Genomic DNA, 20,544 nt, shown 5'->3' with positions numbered 1-20,544 from the left:
CCCTTCACCTGTTTTTGCCCGCACAACCCCAGGAGACATCCACATGATTCAGAAGACCCGCCAGATGACCCGCCGCACCGCGGCCATCGGCCTCGCAGCCGCCGCGCTGACCGTGCTCGCGCCCTTCGCCTGGGCACAGAGCGTGGCCGACCTCAAGAAGAAGGGCGAGATCACCGTCGGCATGCTGGTGGACTTCCCGCCGTATGGCACCACCAATGCGCAGAACCAGCCCGACGGCTACGACGCCGATGTCGCCAGGCTGCTGGCCAAGGATCTTGGCGTCAAGGTGAACCTCGTGCCGGTGACCGGACCGAACCGCATTCCCTTCCTGTTGACCAACAAGGTCGATGTGCTGGTGGCCTCGCTGGCGGTCACGCCGGAGCGTGCCAAGCAGGTGGACTTCTCGGTGCCCTATGCGGCCGCCTCCATCGTGCTCTACGGTGCACAAAAGGCCGACATCAAGTCGCCCGCCGACCTCAAGGGCAAGCGCATCGGCGTCGCCCGTGCCAGCACGCAGGACATCGCGCTCGCCGCGGTTGCGCCAGAAGGCACCGAGATCCGCCGCTTCGATGACGACGCATCGGCCATGCAGGCGCTGATGTCGGGCCAGGTGGATGCCATCGGTTGCTCCACCACCGTGGCCGCGCAGATCGCCAAGCGCGCACCGGCCAACACATACGAACAGAAGCTCGTGCTGCGCCAACAGGTGATGGGCATTGCGATGCGCCCCAATCAGGCTGAACTCAAGAAGACCCTGGACGATTTCGTCGCCCGGAACAAGAGCAACGGGGAACTCAACAAGCTCTATCAGAAGTGGCTCGGGACCGATTTCCCGGCCATGCCCAACTCGTGAGGAACGTCATGGAAGAAGTCAACGTACACCTGCCCGACCACGCACTGGGCGAGCCCATCATCCGGCTCGAAGGCGTGAACAAGTTCTACGGTCAGTTCCAGGTGCTGACGGGCATCGACCTGTCGGTGCGCGCGGGCGAACGCATCGTCGTCTGCGGCCCGTCGGGCTCGGGCAAGTCGACGCTCATTCGCTGCATCAACCGGCTCGAAGTCGTGCAACAGGGCAAGATCGTCGTCGACGGCATCGAGCTCACGGCCGGCGGCAAGAACGTCGATGCAGTGCGCGCCGAGGTCGGCATGGTGTTCCAGCAGTTCAACCTGTTCCCGCACCTCACCATCCTCCAGAACTGCACGCTGGCGCCGATGCGCTCGCGCGGCATGTCGAAGGAGCAGGCCGAGGATATCGCGATGAAGTACCTCAAGCGCGTGCGCATTCCCGAGCAGGCCAACAAGTTCCCGAGCCAGCTCTCGGGCGGCCAGCAGCAGCGCGTGGCGATCGCACGCGCCCTGTGCATGAGCCCGAAGATCATGCTGTTCGACGAGCCCACGTCCGCGCTCGACCCCGAGATGGTCAAGGAAGTGCTCGACACCATGATCAGCCTGGCGGAAGACGGCATGACCATGTTGTGCGTGACGCATGAGATGGGCTTCGCACGCAGCGTTGCCGACCGCGTGATCTTCATGGCCGACGGACGGATCGTGGAGCAGGGCCCGCCGCAGGAGTTCTTCGGCAACCCGAAGCATGAGAAACTGCGCCAATTCCTCGGCCAGATCCTCAGTTCACACCAGGCCCATTGATCAATATGAGCGACACCGCATTCGACGTTGCACTGTTCGGCGAGGCCATGCTGCTGCTCGTGGCAGACAAGCCTGGACCGATCGAGAACGCCACCGGCTTCCACAAGCGCACAGCCGGCGCAGAGACCAACGTGGCGATCGGCCTTTCCCGGCTGGGCCTGAAGGTCGGCTGGGCCAGCCGCCTCGGCACCGACTCGATGGGCCGCTCGCTCATCGCCAGCATGAAGTCCGAAGGCATCGATTGCTCGCACGTCATCTGCGACGCGAGCCAGCGTACCGGCTTCCAGTTCAAGGGCCGCGTGATCGACGGCAGCGACCCGCCGGTCGAGTACCACCGCAAGGGCTCGGCCGCGAGCCAGATGGGGCCGGCCGATGTCGACGAGGACTGGCTGCGTTCGGCGCGGCACCTCCATGCGACGGGCGTGTTCCCGGCCATTTCGGAAACGAGCCTGCAAGCCGCGATCAAGTCGATGGACGTGATGCGCGCTGCCGGCCGCACGATCTCCTTCGACACCAACCTGCGGCCCACGCTGTGGGCTTCGACGGAGGTCATGCGCCACTGGATCAACGACCTCGCCGCGCGTGCCGACTGGGTGTTGCCCGGCATCGAGGAAGGCCTGCTGCTGACCGGCGAAAGCACGCCCGAAGGCATCGCGCGCTTCTATCGCCAGCTCGGCGCCAAGCTGGTCGTCGTGAAGCTCGGCAAGGACGGCGCCTACTACGACGACGAAACGGCCGGCACCGGCCGTGTCGACGGCTTCCCGGTCAAGGAAGTGATCGACACCGTGGGCGCTGGCGACGGCTTTGCCGCCGGCGTGGTCAGCGCCTTGCTGGAAGGCCGCAGCGTGCCCGACGCGGTGCGTCGCGGCGCCTGGATCGGCGCCCGCGCGGTGCAGGTGCTCGGCGACACCGAAGGCCTGCCGACGCGCGAAGAACTGCGCCAGGGCGGGTTCTAGAAATCAGCCGCGCTCGTTCCGGATCGCTCTGTTCAATGACGTGCACGGTTAGTCATCGATGAACGACAGGCTGCAAGTTCGACGCCCCACCATCGCAGCCGTCGCGGCGTCGGCCGGCGTGTCCAAGGCCACCGTCTCGCGGTATTTCAATCACGAGCAGTTGCTGACGCCCGACATCGCGGCGCGCGTCAAGAAGGCCATCGAAGAACTCGATTACGCGCCCAGTCCGATGGCACAGGCATTGAGCCGTGGTACCTCGCGATTGATCGGCTTGATCGTGGCGGACATCACCAATCCCTATTCGGTCGCAGTATTGAGAGGCGCGGAAAAGTCATGCCAGGAAGCGGGCTACCTGGTCATGCTGTTCAACCTCGGCAATGCGATCGGGCGCGAGCGCGAGGCCATCGATGCGCTCGCTGGCTACCAGGTCGACGGCTTCATCCTGAACACGCTGGGCCGCGGTGCCGGGGTCATGGAGGCGCTGGAGCGCAATGGCAAGCCTGCGGTGCTCGTGGACCGGCGGCACACCGGCATGACGGCCGATTTCGTGGCCCTGGACAGCGCGGACGCGATGGTCGCCGCCTGCAAGCACCTTGTCGAGAACGGCTACCGGGAACTCATGTACGTCACCGAGCCGAAGAAGGGCGTGAGCAGTCGGCGCGAACGTGCCACGGCATTCAACAAGTACGTCGCATCGCATGCGACGCGCGTGGCGGGCCAGGTGTTCGAGCATTCGGAAGAAAGCGAGAACTCGCTGGAAGACGCGATGCGTGCGCTCATCCTCCGAGCAAAGACCTCGAAGGATGGCCGCCGCGCCGCGGTCATTTCAGGCAATGCCGTCGTCACCTTGCGCATCGCGAGCATGGCGGCCAAGTGCAACTGGACCTTCGGGGCCGACCTGGGTTTTCTTGGTTTCGACGATCCCGAGTGGGCGCCGCTGATCGCGCCGGGACTGAGTGCCATTGCGCAACCCACGGATGCGATCGGACGGACGGCGGCAACCTGCCTGATCGATCGGCTGCGCGGCGAGGAAGCGCCACCCCGGCAAATCCTGTTGCCCGGGCAACTGGTCGTGCGGGGCTCAAGCGCTCAAGTATCCGACGCCCAGCCAAGCAACTGACGCGGCGTATCCCACAGCAGCTTGTTGCGATCCACCGGGTTCGGAAACAGCTTTTCGATCAGCTTGAGCTGCGGCCCGTATTCGATGCGTTCCGGCGCGCGCAGGTAGGGCCAGTCGGAGCCCCACACGCAACGGTCGAGCGTGAAGGCGCTTACCAGTTCATGGATGAAGGGCCAGGTGTCCGCATGGGGATGCGCTTCGTGCGAGAACTTGGACAGGCCCGACAGCTTGACCCATGCGCGTCCGCTGCGACCCAGCGTCAACAGCGCCTGGAAGGCCGGGTTCGACAGGCCGGCGCGCGGCTCGGGACGGCCGCAGTGGTCGATCAGGATCCGCACGCCTGATTCGTTCAGCAAAGGCAGCAGCTCCGGCAACTGGTCCTTCTCGACCTGCACCTGCAGTAGCAAGCCCAATTGCTGCAGCATCTTCAACAGCGGCGCCGTACCGGTGTAGTAGGACACGCCCAGGAAGGCCGGGTTGAACGCCACGCCGACGATGCCCTGCGCCTGCAGCGCCATCAACGTTTCCAAGGTGCAGAAGTTCTCCACCACCGCGATGCCCTTGAAGCGCCCGCCGCTCTGCGCGATGGCATCGAGCAGGCAGCGGTTGTCGGTGTCGTAGCCCGAGTTGGGGCCCACCACCAGCGCATGACCGACGCCATAAGCATCGAGCACCTGCAGGAACAGTTGCGCCGAGCCGCACTCCTGCCCCGCAGGGCGGTAGTGCGTGTCGGGCCGATAAGGAAAACGAACCGGGTCGAAAATATGGTTGTGACAGTCGATCTTGGGCTCGTTGAAGATGCTCATTTGCGCTCCTTGGGGCTGCGATCATCCCGCGGATGGGTGATGGCGAGATGGTCGCGAGGGATTCGACACGAACATTGCGCCCGTGTACATCTGCCGCATGGATGGCGCGCATGCACACCGCCGATTCGGGCATCGCCAGCAGGATTTCGCCGCGCTCACTAAGATGGCCGCCCCTCCCACTGCGAGCCAACCCATGAGCCTCCCCACCACCCGCCTGGGCCGCACCGGCCTCACCGTGTCACGCCTGGCATTGGGCACCATGACCTTCGGCCTGCAGACCGACGAGGCCACGTCCTTCCGCATCCTCGACAAGGCGACCGACGGCGGCATCAACTTCCTCGACACGGCCGATGTGTACCCGCTCGGCGGCACCGTCGAGACCACCGGCCGCACCGAGGAGATCATCGGCAACTGGCTGAACCAGCAAGGCAAGAGCCGCCGCAGCGAATTCATCGTCGCGACCAAGGCCGCCAACAAGGTCGGGACGAACCCCTGGGACCAGGGCAACTCGCGCAAGCACCTGCTCGACGCCATCGACCTCTCGCTGAAGCGGCTGCAGACCGACCACGTCGATCTCTACCAGCTGCACCACGACGACCCCAACACCCCGCTCGACGAAAGCCTGGAAGCGCTGGACGTGATCGTGCGCTCCGGCCGCGCGCGGTACATCGGCGTGTCCAATTTCCTGTCGTACCGGCTGGCGCGCGCCATCGGCCGCGCGGCGTTGAACCGGCACACGCAGTTCGTGTCGGTGCAGCCGCGCTACAGCCTGCTGTTCCGCGAGATCGAGCGTGAACTGCTGCCGCTGGCGAATGAAGAAGGCCTGGGCGTGATCCCCTACAACCCGCTCGCGGGCGGCCTGCTCACCGGCAAGTACGCACCTGGCGCCAAGCCGGAGGACAACACCCGCTTCACGCTCGGCACCGCCGGCAGCATGTACCAGGACCGCTACTGGAACGAGCGCAGCTTCAACACCGTGACGCAACTGCAGAAGCTCGCGGAAGAGGCCGGCGTGCCGCTGTCCACGCTGGCCGTGGCCTGGGTGATGGCCAACCCTTTGATTACCGCACCGCTGCTCGGTGCCAGCAAGCCCGAGCAGCTCGATGCCACGCTGGCCGCGGCCGAATACAAGCTCCCCGCCGACCTCAAGCAGAAGCTCGACGAGTTGACCGCCGAATACCGCAAGGGCGATGCGCCCCGTTGATTTCATTCAGGACAGAGAGACTTTCATGAGCATTCCCAAAGACCGCATGGCCCTGCAACTGCGCTCGCTGATCAGCAAGAGCGGGCAGCTTGAAGTTTCATTGGCCAGCGTGCCGGTGCCTGCGCCCGAACCCGACGAGGTGCTGGTGCGCATCGAGGCGTCGCCGATCAATCCCTCCGACCTGGGCCTGCTGTTCGGCGCGGCCGACATGACGACGGCCAAGGCATCGGGCACACCCGAACGTCCGGTCGTCACGGCCAGCGTGCCGGAAGGCGCCGCGCTGCGCGCGATGACGGCGCGACTCGACGAGTCGATGCCCGTCGGCAACGAAGGCGCGGGCGTGGTGGTCGAGGCCGGTTCCTCGCCGGCCGCGCAAGCGTTGCTCGGCAAGACGGTCGCGGCCATCGGCGGTGCGATGTATGCGCAGTACCGCGCCGTGCCAGTCGCGCAGACGCTGCTGCTCCCCGAAGGCGCGACGGCAGTCGATGGCGCGTCGTCCTTCGTCAACCCGCTGACGGCCCTCGGCATGGTCGAGACGATGCGCCGCGAAGGCCACAAGGCGCTGGTGCACACCGCGGCGGCCTCCAATCTGGGCCAGATGCTGAACCGCATCTGCATGAAGGACGGCATCGCGCTGGTCAACATCGTGCGCAAGGAGGAGCAGGCCGACCTGCTCAAGGGCATGGGCGCGAAGTACGTCTGTGATTCGAGCGCGTCCACCTTCCTGCAGGACCTGACCGACGCGCTGGCCGAGACCGGCGCCACCATCGCCTTCGACGCCACCGGCGGCGGCAGGCTCGGGGGCCAGATCCTGGGCTGCATGGAAGCCGCGATCAACCGCACCGCGAAGGAATACAGCCGCTACGGCTCGGCCACGCACAAGCAGGTCTACCTCTACGGCGCCCTGGACATGCGGCCGACCGAGATCGTGCGCAACTTCGGTATGGCCTGGGGCATGGGCGGATGGTTACTGTTCCCGTTCCTCAACAAGATTGGGCCGGCGGCGACGGAGGTGCTGAAGCAGCGTGTCGCATCGGAACTGAAGACGACCTTTGCGAGCCACTACTCGAAGGAGATTTCGCTGGCAGAAGTGCTGGACCTGGGCACGATCGCGGTCTACAACCAGCGCGCGACGGGGACGAAGTACCTGATCAATCCGGGCAAGGGCTTGTAGCGAGCGATCAGCGCGTGCGCTAAGCGAGTCAACCTGCAGATGGCAGCTTGATTCGCCGCGCCACGGGCCGCGGTGGATTCGCGCCGCTTGCCCTCGCGTGGAAATAGGCCTTGGCCTCGTCCCAAGGCACCGTTTCTCCAGTCTCGAGAAGCATGGTCCAGCGATCTTCGGCAAGGGCATCGAGTGCTTGCCGGGTGCGGGCCAGTTCGACGGCCTCGGTGAATGTTTTCATGATTGCCCTCAAACAGCGTACTGCGCCTCTCCGTTCCCAAAGGACCAGTTCTCCTTGCGCACCTCGACCAGGTTGATGAACACGTCCTCCCGGCGCAGGCCGAGCCGGTCGTGCAGGCCGTCGACGATGGCCTTGTAGAACGTGCGCTTCTGCTCGACGGTGCGACCGTCGCTCAGCGTGATCTGCAACACGACGCAGTCCGGGGATCGCGTGATGCCCATGTAGTTCGGGTCAATGATGAAGTCCGCGGGTGCGTGTTCCGTGATGAGTTGGAAACGGTCGTCCTTCGGCACGTTGATGGTGCGGACCATCGCGTCGTAGATGACGTCGCCGATGGTTCGGCGGTAGTCGGCGCTCTTGCCGGCGGCGAGGTCGATGCGAACGAGGGGCATGGCGGGTCCTTTGACGTGGGCAGAAATTATGGCGACGGGGCTGCCTTGCGTGAATTCCCCGCCGCCTGCGCCCGCAGCGTGTGCGTGCTAAGGTCGCCGCGCTCGGGTTAACCCTGCTTCCTGCCGCCTTCTCGTGTCCCGTTCCCCCGCCTCCCATCCCGCCCCTCCGCACGCGCCTGGCCTGTCGCCCGCATTGACCTGGCTGTTCGCCATCGCCTGCGGCCTGAGCGTCGCGAACATCTACTACGCGCAGCCCCTGCTCGACCCGATCGCGGGGACGCTGGACCTGCATGCGGGCCTTGCCGGCCTGATCATGACCCTGACGCAGCTCGGCTACGGGCTGGGCCTGCTGCTCATCGTGCCGCTGGCGGACGTGGTCGAGAACCGGCGGCTGATCGCGATGGCGCTCATCGGCGTGGTGCTCGGCCTGATCGGCATCTCGCTTTCCGATTCGGCCGCGACCTTCCTGCTGGCCTCCTTTCTCGTCGGCAGCGGCGCGGTGGCCACGCAGGTGCTGGTGCCCTTCGCATCGCACCTGGCGCCGGAGGCGACGCGCGGCAAGGTGGTCGGCAACATCATGGCCGGGCTGCTGGCCGGCATCATGCTGGCGCGGCCGTTCTCCAGCATCGTGGCGGCGGCGCTCGGCTGGCGCGCGGTATTCGCCGTGTCCGCCGTGATGATCGCCGTGCTGATTCCCGTGCTGTGGCGCGTGCTGCCGCAGCGCCATCCGCACGCCTCGGTCGGCTACATGCGAACGATGGGGTCGCTGCCCGTCATCGTGCTGCGCACGCCACTCCTGCGCCGGCGCGGGCTCTACCAGGGGATGATGTTCTCGGCCTTCCAGACCTTCTGGACGGCGGTGCCGATGCTGCTGGCACACACCTTCGGATTCGGCCAGGGCGGCATTGCGGCCTTTGCGCTGGCCGGCGCGGCGGGCGCCCTGGCGGCACCGTGGTCGGGCCGGCTCGCCGACCGGGGGTTGACGCGTCCGGCCACCGGCTGGGCCATGGCCGCGGGATTGGCTTCCTTCGTGATTGGCGCGCTGTCGGTGCGCTTTCATTCGATCGCCGGGCTGGTGCTGGCGGGCGTGCTGCTCGACGGCGCGGTGCAGCTTTGCCAGGTGCTCAACCTGCGCAGCCTCTACATGCTGGCGCCCGAATTGCGCGGCCGGCTCAATGGCCTGTACATGACCTTCATCTTCCTGTGCGCGGCCGTGTCCTCTGCGCTGGCGGCCGCGGTCTACGCTTTCCATGGCTGGACCGGCGTGAGCCTGCTGGGCGGCGGCTACGTCGCCGTGGCGCTGGTGCTTTACGCGACGGAATTCGTGCGGCGAGAGCCCGCATTGTCTCCGAGCTGAGCGCGCTGGACGCCTGTCTCGCGGGCCTCTCTACAATTGCGCCCCTCTTGCAACCGCCCCGGAACCGCGCCCCCATGGACATCGTCGTCAACGAAGAACTCAAAGCCTATATCGACCCGCTGACGCCGGAAGAATACGAATCGCTGGAGCGCAGCATCCTGGCCGAAGGCTGCCGCGATGCGCTGGTGCTGTGGGGCGACGTGCTGGTCGACGGCCACAACCGCTTCGGCATCTGCCAGAAGCACGGCCTGCCGTTCCAGACGGTGCAGAACACGCGCTTCCAGTCGATGGAGGACGTGCACCTGTGGATGATCGACCAGCACCTGGGCCGGCGCAGCATCTCCGATTTCCAGCGCGGCGTGCTGGCGCTGCGCAAGCGCGAGATCGTGGCGGCGCGCCGTGCGGCGCCGGCTTCGTCTCCTGCCACCGAAAAAGCGAAAGCGTCCGAATCGGCTGCTGCCGACCACGCGGTGCCGCCACCCGAGCCGCTCGATTCCCGCGAAGCCCTGGCCCGCGCCGCGCGCCTGAGCAGCAGCCAGGTCGTGATGATCGAGAAGATCCAGAAGCAGGCCACGCCTGAGCTGGTCGAGGCGATCAAGTCCGGCACGATCTCGCTCAGCGCCGGTGCGGCCGTCTCGAGCCTGCCGGCCGAAGAGCAGGTCGCCGCAGCGGCGGCCGGCAAGGACGAGCTGAAGCAGGCTGCCAAGCGTGTGCGCGAGGCCAACAAGCGCAAGCCGCGCGAGGAAGCGCCCGCAGGCGAGCCGCAGGAGCAGGCCGATCCTTCCGAAGACACCGTCGAATCCTTGCGCAAGCGCGTGGCCGAACTGACCCGCGAGAACACCGCCTTGCGCAAGCAGGTGGCGAACCTGCTGAACCAGCTGCTGGCGCGCCCGGGCGGTGCCGATGCACCGCAGGCGGAGCCGGAAGACACGTCCGCGCCGTTCTGAGTGCCCGGGGGCTTGCGCCGCTGAGCGGCGTGTCCAATGCCCCTGACGGCATGCACGGTGCGCACCTGCGGCGCACAATCGTGGTCCGATGCGACGCTTCCTGGTCCTTGCTGCCTTGAGTCTTCTCGGCCCGCTGTGCAGTGCCGAGGTGAACCGTTGCACCGACGCTGCCGGCAAGGTGAGCTACACCGACGGCAAGTGCCCCGCCAGCACCAAGGTCACGCGCCTGGCGCTCCCGGAGCCGATGGTGGTGAACCGCGGCGATTCCGATGCCGTGCCGCGGCCCGCCGACCCTCGCCCTGCAGTCCCGACTCCCACCCCCACGCCGCCCCCGCAAGCCGTCGTGCCGGTGCCTCAGGCCCCGCCAGCCCCCGTCGTCGGTTCCTACGGCGGCGACCCTGTCGTCACGGACTACGGCTACCCGTACGGCGGCTACCGACCGCCTCCGCCGCGCAACCTGGGACCGCGCTTTCGAAACTGCGACGCCGCCGGATGCGATGACAAGCAAGGCAATCACTACGACCGAACAGGCACCTTGAACCGCTACAAGAGCCTCGACGGCAAGACCTGCACGCCGGTCGGCACCACGGTCGTCTGCCGCTGATCTGCGACGAAAAGGCGGGCTACATCGCCCAGATGCGCGGGCTCGACGCCGGCAGTTGCCACAGCTCCGCGCGCCATGCCTGCCAGACGCGACGCAGCAGTTGCATGGCCGGCTCGACCACCGGCGCCAGCACGCGCAGCACCACGATCTCCGCATGCGGGCTGGTCGCGCCCGCGCTCTCGGCCAGCCCATCGGCATCGGCGCACTGGCGCGCGATGTCGAGCAGCGCATCGCGCCTCGCCTTGCCCATCGGCGCGCCCGAGACAACGAACAACGAAGCCATGCACCGATGCCCCGCCAGTCCGATCGGGCTGCTCAGCAGGCGCTCGTCGCTGGCGTCGATGCGCCCGCGCTCCAGCCACACACCCGGCACCTCGATGTGCTGCAGCAGCGAGCCGCGTTCGAAGGGCAGCTTGGCATTCGGCAGGCCCAGCGCCGTCACGTCCCAGCCGATCAGCTCCGCCCCTGGCGCGGCCTCGATGCGCAGGCGGTTCTCGGCCTTGCAGCCGCTGTAGCAGAGCGCCTCCAGCGGCAGCCATTCGAGGCGCGCATCGGCATCGAGGCGGATGCGCGTGTCCTGCAGCGCGACCTCGCCTTCGGAACGGTAGAAGCGCGTGGCGCCCGGCGTGGTCAGCAGGCCGTGGCTGCCGGGTGCGCCGTGGATGTCGATGGTGAGGGTGTCGCCGCCGACCAGGCCGCCTGGTGGATGCACCAGCACGTTGTGACAGATTGCGTCGCCTTCGGGGTAGAGGCTCTGCAGGATGCGCAGTGGCCCGTCATGGCGATGGCGGGCGACGCTGCGGCCGGATTCCTGTTGGTAGTCGAGTTGAAGGCGGGCGTGCCAGGGCATGGGTAGGGGAGGCGGGTGCGTTGGTCGAAGCGCGAAAAGTCGCCGGTCGAATGTACCCAGACTTCTCATCGCGAATGACCCGTCCGCCGCATGCCCACGGCGACCGTGGCACGTGTCGCCTGCTACTCGTGTTCGTTCAGCAATCGCCCGGAAACGTAGACCGTCACCCCCACACCTTCGGGCTGGCAACTCATCTTGAAGCCCGTGTCGGCGAGCGACTTGCCAACCCAGTTCAGCGTGAACACCGTGGCGTCGCCGAACGCGGAGGCGGCCGCGAAGTTGTGGCGGCTGACTTCCATGATGACCCGCAAGTCCACGCCGTCCTGCACGATCTCCCCGCGATAGAACTGCAGGTCGTCCGCGCCGTAGACGTGCTGGTTGCGGATCAGCACCGCGCCCGTGCCCAGCATGCCCTGGTCGGTGGTGAAGCTCGCTTCGTAGATTCCGTTTCTCATGAGTTCCTGTCTCGCTGCTGCGTCCGGATGATCGCCGGAATACCCATGCTCGGCGCGATATTTGCATCACGCTGCCAGACCGGTTCCACTCTGCCGGTCACTCAACGACAGGAGCTTGCCCATGTTCGGACTGACTTCCCTCGGCATCGTTCACACAGCCATCAGCCTGGTCGCGGTGGGAGCGGGCGTGCTCGCCTTCCTGCGCTACAAGGAGATCCCGCCCGGCACCCGGGCCGGGCAGGTCTACATCTGGACCACGGTGCTGACCTGCCTCACCGGCTTCGGCATCTTCCAGCACGGCGGCTTCGGCAAGCCGCATGCGCTGGGCATCCTGACCCTGGTCGTGCTGGCGATCGCGGCCGTGGCCGGGCGCACCGCGCTGTTCGGGCGCGTGTCGAAGTACGTCGAGGCCATCTGCTACTCGACGACTTTCTTCTTCCACATGATCCCGGGTTTCACCGAATCGCTGACGCGGCTGCCGGCCGGCTCGCCGGTGTTCTCGAGCCCGGAAGACCCGGGCCTGCAGCCGGTGATCGGCGTGGTGTTCGTGCTGTTCCTGGTCGGCGTGGTGCTGCAGGTGCTGCGCATGCGCGGCGCGGGGCGCGCGACGGCCGCTGCCTAGCGACAACCCTGCGCTCGAAAGCGCCATTGCCGGTGCCGCCGAAGCGTGGCACGCTGCCATTCCCCCGAAGCACATCGAAGGAGTGGGTTCATGCCGAACATCACGCTCGACATCAATGGCGCCGCGCGATCCGTCGACGCGTGGGACGCGGACATGCCCTTGCTCTATGCCCTGCGCAACGACCTGGGCCTGCACGCGGCCAAGTTCGGTTGCGGGCTGGGACAGTGCGGCTCCTGCACTGTATTGATCGACGGCGCGCCGGTGCGCTCGTGCGTGACCAGCGTCAGCGCAGCGGCCGGCAAGCGCATCGTCACCGCCGAGGGACTGGGCTCGCCGACAAAGCCGCATGCGGTGCAGGCCGCGTTCATCGCCGAGCAGGCCGCGCAGTGCGGCTACTGCACCAACGGCATGGTGATGTCCGCCGTCGCGCTGCTGGCGCGCACGCCGAAGCCCACGCGCGAGCAGGCACAGCAGGCGCTGGCCGGCAACCTGTGCCGATGCGGTTCGCATGACCGTGTGCTGCGCGCGGTGCAGCGTGCGGCGGATACGGGGAGGGCGTGAGCATGGCGAATCTCGTTGCTTCTTGCGGGCAGCTCACGGCAGACCCGATCGCACTTCCCGGCGCGCTGTCGCGTCGCGCCGCGCTCAAGGCGGGCGCGCTCTTCGTCGGCTTCTGCCTCGCACCCGGCGGCCCGGCACTGGCGCAGGCCGCAGCCGCATCGGACAGCGCCAACCGCAGCCTCGCGCTCGACAACGTCGACTCGTTCCTCGCGGTCGGCTCCGATGGCACCGTGGTCATCTATTCCGGCAAGGTCGACCTCGGCACCGGCCACCGCATCGCGATCCGGCAGATGGTGGGTGAGGAACTCGGCATCGGCGTGGACCGCATCGAACTGATCGAGGGCGACACCGCGCTCACGCCCAACCAGGGGCCGACCGCCGGCAGCACCGGCATCATGCGCGGCGGCGTCGAACTGCGGCAGGCCGCGGCGACGGCGCGCGAGGCGCTGCTGACGCTGGGTGCGCAACGGTTGCAAGCGCCGGCCGAGCAACTGTTGCTCGCCGGCGGCGAGGTGCGGGCAGCGGATGGCCGCAGCGTCGGCATCGCATCGCTGGTCGGCGGTCGCAGCTTCGACGTGAAGATGAATCCGAAGGCGCCGTTGAAGAAGCCAGCCGATTACAAGCTGGTCGGCCAGTCGCTGCCGCGTCCGGACGTGCCCGCCAAGGTGACGGGGCGCCATGTCTACGTGCATGACCTGGTGGTGCAGGGGATGCTGCACGGGCGCGTCGTGCGCCCGCCATCGGTGGGTGCGAAGGTGCTGGCCGTCGACGAGTCGTCCGTCGCCAAGCTGCCGGGTGTGCGCGTGGTGCGGATCGTGGATTTCGTTGGCGTGGTGAGTGCCGACGAATGGGCCGCGGTGCGCGCGGCACGAGAACTCAAGGTGCAGTGGAGCGACAGCGCTCCCCTTGTCGGCCACGCGGCGCTCGCCGCTTGGGCGCGCAGCGGCCCCTTCGTGGCGGAGGATGTCATCACGGCCAAGGGTGATGTCGCGCGCGTCGATGCCTTGCGCGATGCGCCCGATGCGTTGCGTGCAACCTATTCATGGCCGATCCAGTCGCACGGCTCCATCGGCCCGTCCTGCGCGGTGGCCGATGTGCGTGCTGACGCCGGGACCGTGTGGACCGCATCGCAGGCCAGCCACCGCTTTCTCAACGTCTTCGCCGCGCTGGTGGACGTGCCGCGCGACAAGCTGCGCGTGATCTACCTCGACGGCCCGGGCTGCTACGGCATGAACGGCAGCGACGACGCCGCCGCCGATGCGGTGCTGCTGTCGAAGGTGGTCGGCAAGCCGGTGCGCGTGCAGTGGAGTCGCGAGGACGAACTCGGCTGGGACCCCAAGGGCCCGCCGCAGCTGCTCGACATGGCCGCGACGCTCACGCCGGAGGGCGACATCGATGCGTGGCAGACCGACATGTGGGTGCCGCGCGCGACGGCGAACCTCGAATGGATTCCGCTGTTGTCGCCGTTGGCCGCGGGAATGCGGCAGCCAGTGGGCCAGGCGACCGGCCTGGTGTCGCAGAACGGCGATCCGCCCTATGCGCCCAAGGCCGTGGCGGTGAAGGCGCATTGGCTCGGCCCCGCGCCGCTGCGTCCATCGAACATCCGTGCGCCAGGCAAGGTGGCGAACTGCTTCGCGGTCGAGAGCTTCGTCGATGAACTTGCGGCGAAGGCGAAGGTCGATCCGCTGGCGTTCAGGCTGCGCAAGGTCGCGAACCCGCGCAGCGCGGAGGTGATTCGCCGCGTCGGGCAGATGATGGACTGGAAGGCGCGGCCTTCACCCAATGGCGCCTCGGCGCGCGGCAAGGTCGCGGCGGGTCGCGGCATGGCGTTCATCCACTACAAGAACAACGAGACCCATGTCGCGGTGGCGATGGAGGTCGAGGTAGAACGCGACAGCGGAAGGATTGCCGTGCGGCGCATCTGCTGTGCGCACGACTGCGGGCTGATGATCAACCCCGATGCGGTGCGCGCGCAGGTGGAAGGCAACATCCTGCAGACCCTGTCGCGCACCTTGTATGAGGAAACGACCTTCGACCGTTCGCGCGTCACGAGCGTCGATTGGCAGAGCTATCCGTTGCTGCGTTTCCCCGCCGTGCCGCGCATCGAGATCGCGTTGATCGACCGTCGCGACGAGCCGCCGCTGGGTGCCGGCGAGGCCGCATCGAGCCCGGTGCCTGCGGCATTGGCAAATGCGATCTTCGACGCGACGGGGGTGCGGATTCGCAGCGTTCCCTTCCTGGACGACAAGTTGAAGGCGCTGATGGCGTGAACCTCCCTTCCCAGCCTGCGCGGGCAGGGCTGGAGTCTCAGAAGGTGAAGTCATATCAGTTTTCCATGACGCTGGCGCGTCTTCCGCGACGCATGAAACGGATGTGTAATTCGAGCGCGGCGTCCGGCACAGAGGTCGGTTTGTACTTGGTGCCTCGAACCCGTATTTCAGTTGGACCCGCGGCCTCACGAGCACCCCGTACTGTCGCCTGGGGCTTGGCGCCCCTGAGCACGCATTTCAGACTCCGATAACGTGGGCCGCACGCCGATGTCGCCGCGACACGGAGGCAATCATGGAAGTCATCTATCCGCGCTGCGCAGGTCTGGATGTGCACAAGGAGACCGTGGTGGCGTGCGTACGCATTGCCGGCGACGGCCCTCCGTTGCAGGAAGTGCGCACCTTCCACACCACGACCTCGGGGCTGCTGGCCCTGACCGATTGGCTCGACTCCTTCGGCGTCGAGCACGTGGGCATGGAGGCCACCGGCGTGTACTGGAAGCCGGTATGGCACGTGCTGGAAGGTCACTTCGAGCTCGTCCTGGCCAACGCCGCGCATGTCAAGAACGTCCCCGGGCGCAAGACCGACGTGAACGACGCGATGTGGCTGGTGGACTTGCTCGCGCATGGGCTGATCCGTGCCAGCTTCGTGCCACCCGTTGCCGTGCAGGAGCTTCGCTCGCTCACGCGTACCCGCAAGCAGTTCGTGCGCGAGCGTGCCTCGCACGTGCAGCGCATCGAGAAGGTGCTCGAGGATGCCAACCTCAAGCTCAGCGTCGTGATCAGCGACATCCTGGGCAAGGGCGGACGCGCAGTCCTGCAAGCCCTCATCGAGGGTCAGAGCGATGCCGAACGCCTGGCCTCCTGCATCACGACCCGCGTCAAGGCCAGCCGTAGCGAACTGATTGAAGCGCTGCGCGGGCGCGCCAGCGCGCACCATCGTTTCATGCTCAAGCTGCACCTGTGCCACATCGACGCATTGGACAAGGCCATCGCCGACATCGAAAAGGAGGTGGGCCTGGGGCTCGAGCCGTTTCGAGCCGCCGCCAAGCTGTTGAGCACGATGCCCGGCTTGAGCAGCGTCAACGCGAATGTGGTGGTCTCCGAAATCGGCATCGATATGTCGCGCTTCGCCACACCGGGGCACCTGCTGTCCTGGGCCTGCATGTGCCCGCGCAACGACGAGAGCGCCGGCAAGCGTCGCAGCACCCGCCTGCGCCGCGGCGGCAAGTGGCTCAAAACCACGCTGGTGCAAGCCGCCTGGTCCGCCATCAAGGTCAAGGGAAGCTATCTGCAAGCCCAGTTCCACCGCCTGCGCGCTCGTCGCGGCGCCAAGAAGGCCATCATCGCCGTGGCCGCCTCGATGCTCACCGCAGCCTGGCACATGTTGCGTGACGGCACCGAATGGCACGACCTGGGAGCCGCTCACTTCGACCGCGCCAACATCACCAAGACCGCCAACCGCCTCATCCGGCGCCTGCAGCAGATCGGCTACACCGTGCAGGCCACACCAGCTTGAATGCAGTCGTTTCATTTCAGGTTTTCACCACGCTAACGCTATTGCGTGACCCGCTACGAATGAAACCCGAGCGAGCAATGCCTGTTCGAGGGCACCCGCGGAACCGGCTTTGCCGGGCCGGTGGGTGCGCCCCCTCGATGGGCTGAGGGCCGCGGCTCCAAGCCTGCCTGCGCAGGCTTGGACGGCCCGCAAGAGCAGCCGCCTTTGGCGGCCGCCCGGGCGCCGCAGGCGCTTCGAAGGTGGGCTTTTATTTCAGGTGCCGAAGCGCGATGCCGGCACTGCGGATGCGGCCAAGCCGCGCAGCACATCGCCCACGACGATGATCGACGGGCTTGCCAGCGCGGCCTCGGCAATGCCGGCCTGGAGTCGGGCCAGCGTGGTCGCGATGTGGCGCTGCTGCGGCAGGCTCGCATGCTGGATCACGGCCACGGGCGTGTCGCCCGGCAGGCCCTGAAGCAATTCGTCCTGGATGTGCCGCACGCCCGATACGCCCATGTAGATCACCAGCGTGAGCCGCGCATCGCGCGCCATGGCCGCCAGGGCGCGCCAGTCGGTCGGTGCCTCGGCGGCACCGACGCCGGTCTTGGCATGGCCGGTGACGAACACCACGCCCTGCGCATGGTCGCGGTGCGTGAGCGGCACGTTCAGAGAAGTCACGGCGGCCAGGCCGGCGGTGATGCCATTGACCACGGTGCATTCGATGCCCGCTTCGCGCAGGTGCTCCACCTCTTCGCCGCCGCGGCCGAAGATGAACGGGTCGCCGCCTTTCAAGCGCACCACCGCTTCGCCTTCGCGCACTGCGGTGATCATGAGCTTCTCGATGAAGGCCTGCGGCGTGCTCTTGCATCCGCCGCGCTTGCCGACGTGCACGATGCGCGCCTCGGGCCGTGCATAGCCGAGGATGGCGTCGTTGACCAGGTCGTCGACGAAGAGCACGGTGGCCGCGTGGATCGCCTTGACGGCCTTCAGCGTCAGCAGGTCCGGGTCGCCCGGGCCGGCGCCGACGAGGGTGCAGGTGCCGAAGGGGTGCAGGGGGTTTTTCATGGATGTCTCGCGATGTGTCGTTCGGGTAGTTGTCATTGCGCCGCGATGCTGGGCTGTCCGGCGCGCACCATGCGTTGCAGTTCGGGCAGGCAAGAGCCGCAGTTGGTGCCGCATTGCAGCGACCCTTGCAGGGCGGCGAGGCGTTGCTTGTCGTCGCCGGTGCAACTGCGCAGCTTCCCTGCGATGGCTGTCTCGGTGACCCCGAAGCAACTGCACACGACTTTTCCGCGCGCCGCGATGCCTGCCGGGGCCGTGGCGCCGGGGCGCAGCAGGAGCCGGCCGAAGGACTGTGCCGGCAACTGCTCCTGCAGCAGCGTCTTGATCCACGCCTCCGCACGCGTGTCGCCGCCGAGCAGGAATGCCTCCAGGTGCGCATCGCCGCCCACGCGCACCAGCCGGGCCGCGCGCCGCTGGCCGCGTCGCGCGTCGGCATAGCGCAAGGTGTCGGGCGTCGACAGGCCGAGCAATTGCTCGATCTGCTGCAGCAGCGCATCGGGTGCTGCTTCATGTGCCGCGGCGCGGAACAGCAGGCCGGTGCGTTCGGATGCACCGCTCGTGAGCGCGCCGCCCGCGCCGAAGGGCACGCAACTCGCGAACGGAAAGCTCGACATCAACGAACGCAACGCTCGCGCGTTCGCAAGCGCTCGATCGGCCGGCAGCCAAGCCACTGCGAGCAGCGTCCACGGCAACTCCGCCTTGAGGACCTTGACGGCCGTGTGCTTGAGCTCGGGCTGCTTCGAGTCGGGGCAGAACGCCGGCGTCGTCAGCGCATTGATCCCCGCCACCCGCTGGCCCACGCTCGTGCTGCCGCTCAGGTATTCCTCGCCCCAGTGCATGGCAATGAACACCTGGCTCATGCCAAGCTCCGGGCTGGCCTGCACCGGCAACAAGAGCGAGCCGCGGCGAGAGGTCACATGCACCAGGTCGCCGTCCTTGAGTTGGCGCCTCGTCATGTCTTGCGCATGCATCTGCACGACGGGCTCGGCGACATGGCCGAAAAGCCGGCCGAGCGTGCCGGTGCGGCTCATGCCGTGCCAGTGGTCGCGCAGGCGGCCGGTGTTGAGGGAGAAGGGGAAGCGGGCCTCGCGTTGCTCGGCGACGGGCTTGTAGGGCGTGTCGACGAAGCGGGCTCGGCCGTCTGCGGTGGGGAAGACGCCGTCCTCGTAGAGCCGAACGCGTCCGGTATTGGCGCCTTCGGGCAGGGGCCACTGCTGCGGGCCTTGTGCATCGAGCAGGGACCAGCTCAGGCCAGTGATGTCGAGGTCGCGTCCGCGCGTGGTCTCGCGGTGCTCGTTCCAGATCGATTCGGCGCCGGCGTCGCTGTCCAGCGGGTAGGGGAAGAGCGTCGTCGATGCACGCGGAGGCAGGCGGGCTTCCAGGCGTTGGGCAAAGTCGGCGGCAGCGGACCAGTCATGGCGCGCGGCGCCGGGCGCGGCGACGGCCGGGCGCACGCGCGAGATGCGCCGCTCGCTGTTGGTCACCGTGCCGGTCTTCTCGCCCCAGGTGGTGGCGGGCAGCAGCAGGTCGGCATAGGCACAGGTCGCGGTGGTGGCGAACGCCTCCTGCACCACGACGAACTCGGCGCGTTCGAGGGCGCGTCGCACCGTCGCCTGGTCGGGCATCGACTGGGCGGGGTTGGTGCAGGCGATCCACAGCGCCTTGATCTCGCCGTCGGCGGCGGCCTGGAACATCTCGACGGCGGTCTTGCCGGGCGTTGCGGGCACCTCGGGCACACCCCACAGCGCGGCGACCTCGGCGCGGTGTGTTGGATTGGACAGATCGCGATGCGCGCTCAGCAGGTTGGCCAATCCGCCGACCTCGCGCCCGCCCATGGCGTTGGGTTGGCCGGTGAGCGAGAAGGGGCCCGCGCCGGGCTTGCCGATCTGGGCCGTGGCCAGGTGCAGGTTGATGAGCGCGGCGTTCTTGGCGGTGCCCGAGGATGACTGGTTCAGGCCCTGGCAGTACAGGCTCAGCGTGGCGGCAGAGGTGGCGAAGAGTCGCGCGGCTTCCAGCAGGTCGGCCTTGTCGATACCGCAGGTCTGCGACACTTTGTCGGGCGTGCAATCGCGCACGGTAGCTTTCAAAGCGTCGAAGCCGTTGGTGTGCGCGGCGATGTATTCGGGCTTCGTCCAGCCTTCCCACAGCATCAGGTGCAGCATGCCGTGGAACAGCATCACGTCGGTGCCGGGCTGGATCGGGAGGAACAGGTCGGCGATCTCGGCGGTGTCGGTGCGGCGGGGGTCGGCCACGATGATTTTCATCGCCGGGTTGGCGCGCTTGGCATCCTCGATGCGGCGAAACAGGATCGGATGGGCCCAGGCGGTGTTGCTGCCGACGATGAACAGGCATTGGGCGTCTTTGAAGTCGTCGTAGCAGGCCGGCGGCGAATCGGCGCCCAGCGTCTTCTTGTAGCCCGCGACGGCGCTGCTCATGCAAAGGCGCGAGTTGGTGTCGATGTTGTTGGTGCCGACGAGACCCTTGGCGAGCTTGTTGAAGACGTAGTAGTCCTCGGTGAGCAGTTGGCCGGAGACGTAGAAGCCGACGGCGTCGGGGCCGTGCTCGCGGATGATGCTGGCGAACTTGTCGGCGGCGGTGTCGAGAGCGGCGTTCCAGGTGACAGGCTGAGGGGCCGCGCTGCGCTCGAAGCGTTGCATGGGTTGAAGCAGGCGCGTTTGGCGGGTGACTTCGGCCGATGCGGTGAGGTGCAGGGTCGAGCCCTTGGAGCAGAGGCGGCCGAAGTTGGCGGGGTGGTCCGGGTCGCCACGCACGCCGGTGATCTGGTCG

At 67.3% G+C, this 20,544-nt stretch carries 20 protein-coding genes; 13 read left to right on the top strand and 7 right to left on the bottom strand.

Annotation, left to right across the window (positions count from 1 at the left end; all coding sequences use genetic code 11):
* Positions 1-43 precede the first annotated feature (43 nt).
* From WKW82_RS17650 to WKW82_RS17635, 4 genes are read left to right on the top strand one after another with little or no spacing between them, the layout of a single operon-like run.
* Entirely contained in the window at positions 44-853 is an 810-nt protein-coding gene (locus tag WKW82_RS17650) for a transporter substrate-binding domain-containing protein (protein ID WP_340343625.1), read from the top strand.
* 8 nt (positions 854-861) lie between these two features.
* Complete coding sequence (locus tag WKW82_RS17645; protein ID WP_340343624.1) at positions 862-1,650, top strand: amino acid ABC transporter ATP-binding protein; 789 nt, start codon at positions 862-864, stop codon at positions 1,648-1,650.
* 5 nt (positions 1,651-1,655) lie between these two features.
* Positions 1,656-2,606, top strand: coding sequence for a sugar kinase (locus tag WKW82_RS17640; RefSeq protein WP_340343623.1), 951 nt, complete (start codon positions 1,656-1,658; stop codon positions 2,604-2,606).
* 58 nt (positions 2,607-2,664) lie between these two features.
* Positions 2,665-3,726, top strand: coding sequence for a LacI family DNA-binding transcriptional regulator (locus WKW82_RS17635; RefSeq protein ID WP_340343622.1), 1,062 nt, complete (start codon positions 2,665-2,667; stop codon positions 3,724-3,726).
* Here WKW82_RS17635 and WKW82_RS17630 read toward each other — a convergent pair.
* Positions 3,696-4,532, bottom strand: a complete 837-nt coding sequence (locus WKW82_RS17630; RefSeq protein ID WP_340343621.1) for an amidohydrolase family protein — start codon at positions 4,530-4,532, stop codon at positions 3,696-3,698. The two genes, WKW82_RS17635 and WKW82_RS17630, sit on opposite strands and share 31 nt — an antisense overlap.
* A gap of 193 nt (positions 4,533-4,725) precedes the next feature.
* Between WKW82_RS17630 and WKW82_RS17625 the strand changes: the two genes are divergently transcribed.
* Positions 4,726-5,736: an aldo/keto reductase gene (locus tag WKW82_RS17625; RefSeq protein ID WP_340343620.1), complete on the top strand. Its 1,011-nt coding sequence runs from the start codon at positions 4,726-4,728 to the stop codon at positions 5,734-5,736.
* Positions 5,737-5,782: 46 nt separating this feature from the next.
* Positions 5,783-6,910: a zinc-binding dehydrogenase gene (locus tag WKW82_RS17620; RefSeq protein WP_340343971.1), complete on the top strand. Its 1,128-nt coding sequence runs from the start codon at positions 5,783-5,785 to the stop codon at positions 6,908-6,910.
* A 28-nt stretch (positions 6,911-6,938) separates the two neighbouring features.
* On the opposite strand, the gene WKW82_RS17615 is transcribed toward WKW82_RS17620, so the two are convergent.
* Together WKW82_RS17615 and WKW82_RS17610 are read right to left on the bottom strand one after the other, a co-directional pair.
* Positions 6,939-7,142 (bottom strand): hypothetical protein, encoded by a 204-nt coding sequence (locus WKW82_RS17615; RefSeq protein ID WP_340343618.1) that lies wholly within the window; start codon positions 7,140-7,142, stop codon positions 6,939-6,941.
* An 8-nt stretch (positions 7,143-7,150) separates the two neighbouring features.
* The gene (locus tag WKW82_RS17610; protein ID WP_340343617.1) at positions 7,151-7,534 is read right to left on the bottom strand and encodes a tautomerase family protein; all 384 of its coding nucleotides are present in this window, start codon (positions 7,532-7,534) and stop codon (positions 7,151-7,153) included.
* A 133-nt stretch (positions 7,535-7,667) separates the two neighbouring features.
* On the opposite strand from WKW82_RS17610, the gene WKW82_RS17605 reads away from it, so the two are divergent.
* The 3 genes from WKW82_RS17605 (at position 7,668) to WKW82_RS17595 (ending at position 10,442) form a co-directional block, all read left to right on the top strand.
* Positions 7,668-8,891 (top strand): MFS transporter, encoded by a 1,224-nt coding sequence (locus WKW82_RS17605; RefSeq protein WP_340343616.1) that lies wholly within the window; start codon positions 7,668-7,670, stop codon positions 8,889-8,891.
* A gap of 74 nt (positions 8,892-8,965) precedes the next feature.
* A complete protein-coding gene (locus WKW82_RS17600; protein ID WP_340343615.1) occupies positions 8,966-9,838 on the top strand; it encodes a ParB N-terminal domain-containing protein in 873 nt (290 codons plus the stop codon).
* Between the two features lie 88 nt (positions 9,839-9,926).
* Positions 9,927-10,442 carry a DUF4124 domain-containing protein gene (locus WKW82_RS17595; RefSeq protein ID WP_340343614.1) on the top strand — a complete coding sequence of 172 codons (516 nt, stop codon included), beginning with the start codon at positions 9,927-9,929 and terminating at the stop codon, positions 10,440-10,442.
* Between the two features lie 19 nt (positions 10,443-10,461).
* Here WKW82_RS17595 and WKW82_RS17590 read toward each other — a convergent pair whose 3' ends face one another.
* Positions 10,462-11,292, bottom strand: coding sequence for an urease accessory protein UreD (locus WKW82_RS17590; RefSeq protein ID WP_340343613.1), 831 nt, complete (start codon positions 11,290-11,292; stop codon positions 10,462-10,464).
* Positions 11,293-11,414: 122 nt separating this feature from the next.
* Positions 11,415-11,747 (bottom strand): hypothetical protein, encoded by a 333-nt coding sequence (locus tag WKW82_RS17585; protein ID WP_340343612.1) that lies wholly within the window; start codon positions 11,745-11,747, stop codon positions 11,415-11,417.
* A 121-nt stretch (positions 11,748-11,868) separates the two neighbouring features.
* Between WKW82_RS17585 and WKW82_RS17580 the strand changes: the two genes are divergently transcribed.
* From WKW82_RS17580 to WKW82_RS17565, 4 genes are all read left to right on the top strand, one after another.
* The gene (locus WKW82_RS17580; protein ID WP_340343611.1) at positions 11,869-12,369 is read left to right on the top strand and encodes a DUF2306 domain-containing protein; all 501 of its coding nucleotides are present in this window, start codon (positions 11,869-11,871) and stop codon (positions 12,367-12,369) included.
* 90 nt (positions 12,370-12,459) lie between these two features.
* Positions 12,460-12,930 carry a (2Fe-2S)-binding protein gene (locus WKW82_RS17575; RefSeq protein ID WP_340343610.1) on the top strand — a complete coding sequence of 157 codons (471 nt, stop codon included), beginning with the start codon at positions 12,460-12,462 and terminating at the stop codon, positions 12,928-12,930.
* 2 nt (positions 12,931-12,932) lie between these two features.
* Positions 12,933-15,200: a xanthine dehydrogenase family protein molybdopterin-binding subunit gene (locus tag WKW82_RS17570; protein WP_340343609.1), complete on the top strand. Its 2,268-nt coding sequence runs from the start codon at positions 12,933-12,935 to the stop codon at positions 15,198-15,200.
* A gap of 292 nt (positions 15,201-15,492) precedes the next feature.
* Positions 15,493-16,716: an IS110 family RNA-guided transposase gene (locus WKW82_RS17565; protein WP_340343608.1), complete on the top strand. Its 1,224-nt coding sequence runs from the start codon at positions 15,493-15,495 to the stop codon at positions 16,714-16,716.
* Positions 16,717-16,968: 252 nt separating this feature from the next.
* Here the strand turns inward: WKW82_RS17565 and cobA are convergent, their stop codons facing one another.
* Both cobA and WKW82_RS17555 read right to left on the bottom strand, forming a co-directional pair.
* Positions 16,969-17,796 (bottom strand): uroporphyrinogen-III C-methyltransferase, encoded by an 828-nt coding sequence (gene cobA / locus WKW82_RS17560; protein WP_422823508.1) that lies wholly within the window; start codon positions 17,794-17,796, stop codon positions 16,969-16,971.
* Positions 17,793-20,544 (bottom strand): nitrate reductase (locus WKW82_RS17555; protein ID WP_340343606.1); only part of this gene is annotated, 2,752 nt, incomplete at its 5' end. The genes cobA and WKW82_RS17555, both read right to left, overlap by 4 nt.

The organism is Variovorax rhizosphaerae (genome assembly GCF_037889975.1).
GTDB classification, from domain to species: Bacteria; Pseudomonadota; Gammaproteobacteria; order Burkholderiales; family Burkholderiaceae_C; genus Variovorax; species Variovorax rhizosphaerae.
This window is presented reverse-complemented; position numbering and strand designations above follow the sequence as displayed.

Bases quoted from the DNA above. Each gene is read 5' to 3' on its own strand.
- WKW82_RS17635 (WP_340343622.1), top strand. From the start codon at position 2,665: ATGAACGACAGGCTGCAAGTTCGACGCCCCACCATCGCAGCCGTCGCG.
- WKW82_RS17580 (WP_340343611.1), top strand. From the start codon at position 11,869: ATGTTCGGACTGACTTCCCTCGGCATCGTTCACACAGCCATCAGCCTG.
- WKW82_RS17620 (WP_340343971.1), top strand. From the start codon at position 5,783: ATGGCCCTGCAACTGCGCTCGCTGATCAGCAAGAGCGGGCAGCTTGAA.
- WKW82_RS17600 (WP_340343615.1), top strand. From the start codon at position 8,966: ATGGACATCGTCGTCAACGAAGAACTCAAAGCCTATATCGACCCGCTG.
- WKW82_RS17610 (WP_340343617.1), bottom strand. From the start codon at position 7,534: ATGCCCCTCGTTCGCATCGACCTCGCCGCCGGCAAGAGCGCCGACTAC.
- WKW82_RS17630 (WP_340343621.1), bottom strand. From the start codon at position 4,532: ATGAGCATCTTCAACGAGCCCAAGATCGACTGTCACAACCATATTTTC.
- cobA (WP_422823508.1), bottom strand. From the start codon at position 17,796: ATGACAACTACCCGAACGACACATCGCGAGACATCCATGAAAAACCCC.
- WKW82_RS17565 (WP_340343608.1), top strand. From the start codon at position 15,493: ATGGAAGTCATCTATCCGCGCTGCGCAGGTCTGGATGTGCACAAGGAG.
- WKW82_RS17590 (WP_340343613.1), bottom strand. From the start codon at position 11,292: ATGCCCTGGCACGCCCGCCTTCAACTCGACTACCAACAGGAATCCGGC.
- WKW82_RS17615 (WP_340343618.1), bottom strand. From the start codon at position 7,142: ATGAAAACATTCACCGAGGCCGTCGAACTGGCCCGCACCCGGCAAGCA.
- WKW82_RS17650 (WP_340343625.1), top strand. From the start codon at position 44: ATGATTCAGAAGACCCGCCAGATGACCCGCCGCACCGCGGCCATCGGC.
- WKW82_RS17575 (WP_340343610.1), top strand. From the start codon at position 12,460: ATGCCGAACATCACGCTCGACATCAATGGCGCCGCGCGATCCGTCGAC.
- WKW82_RS17640 (WP_340343623.1), top strand. From the start codon at position 1,656: ATGAGCGACACCGCATTCGACGTTGCACTGTTCGGCGAGGCCATGCTG.
- WKW82_RS17645 (WP_340343624.1), top strand. From the start codon at position 862: ATGGAAGAAGTCAACGTACACCTGCCCGACCACGCACTGGGCGAGCCC.
- WKW82_RS17595 (WP_340343614.1), top strand. From the start codon at position 9,927: ATGCGACGCTTCCTGGTCCTTGCTGCCTTGAGTCTTCTCGGCCCGCTG.
- WKW82_RS17585 (WP_340343612.1), bottom strand. From the start codon at position 11,747: ATGAGAAACGGAATCTACGAAGCGAGCTTCACCACCGACCAGGGCATG.
- WKW82_RS17570 (WP_340343609.1), top strand. From the start codon at position 12,933: ATGGCGAATCTCGTTGCTTCTTGCGGGCAGCTCACGGCAGACCCGATC.
- WKW82_RS17625 (WP_340343620.1), top strand. From the start codon at position 4,726: ATGAGCCTCCCCACCACCCGCCTGGGCCGCACCGGCCTCACCGTGTCA.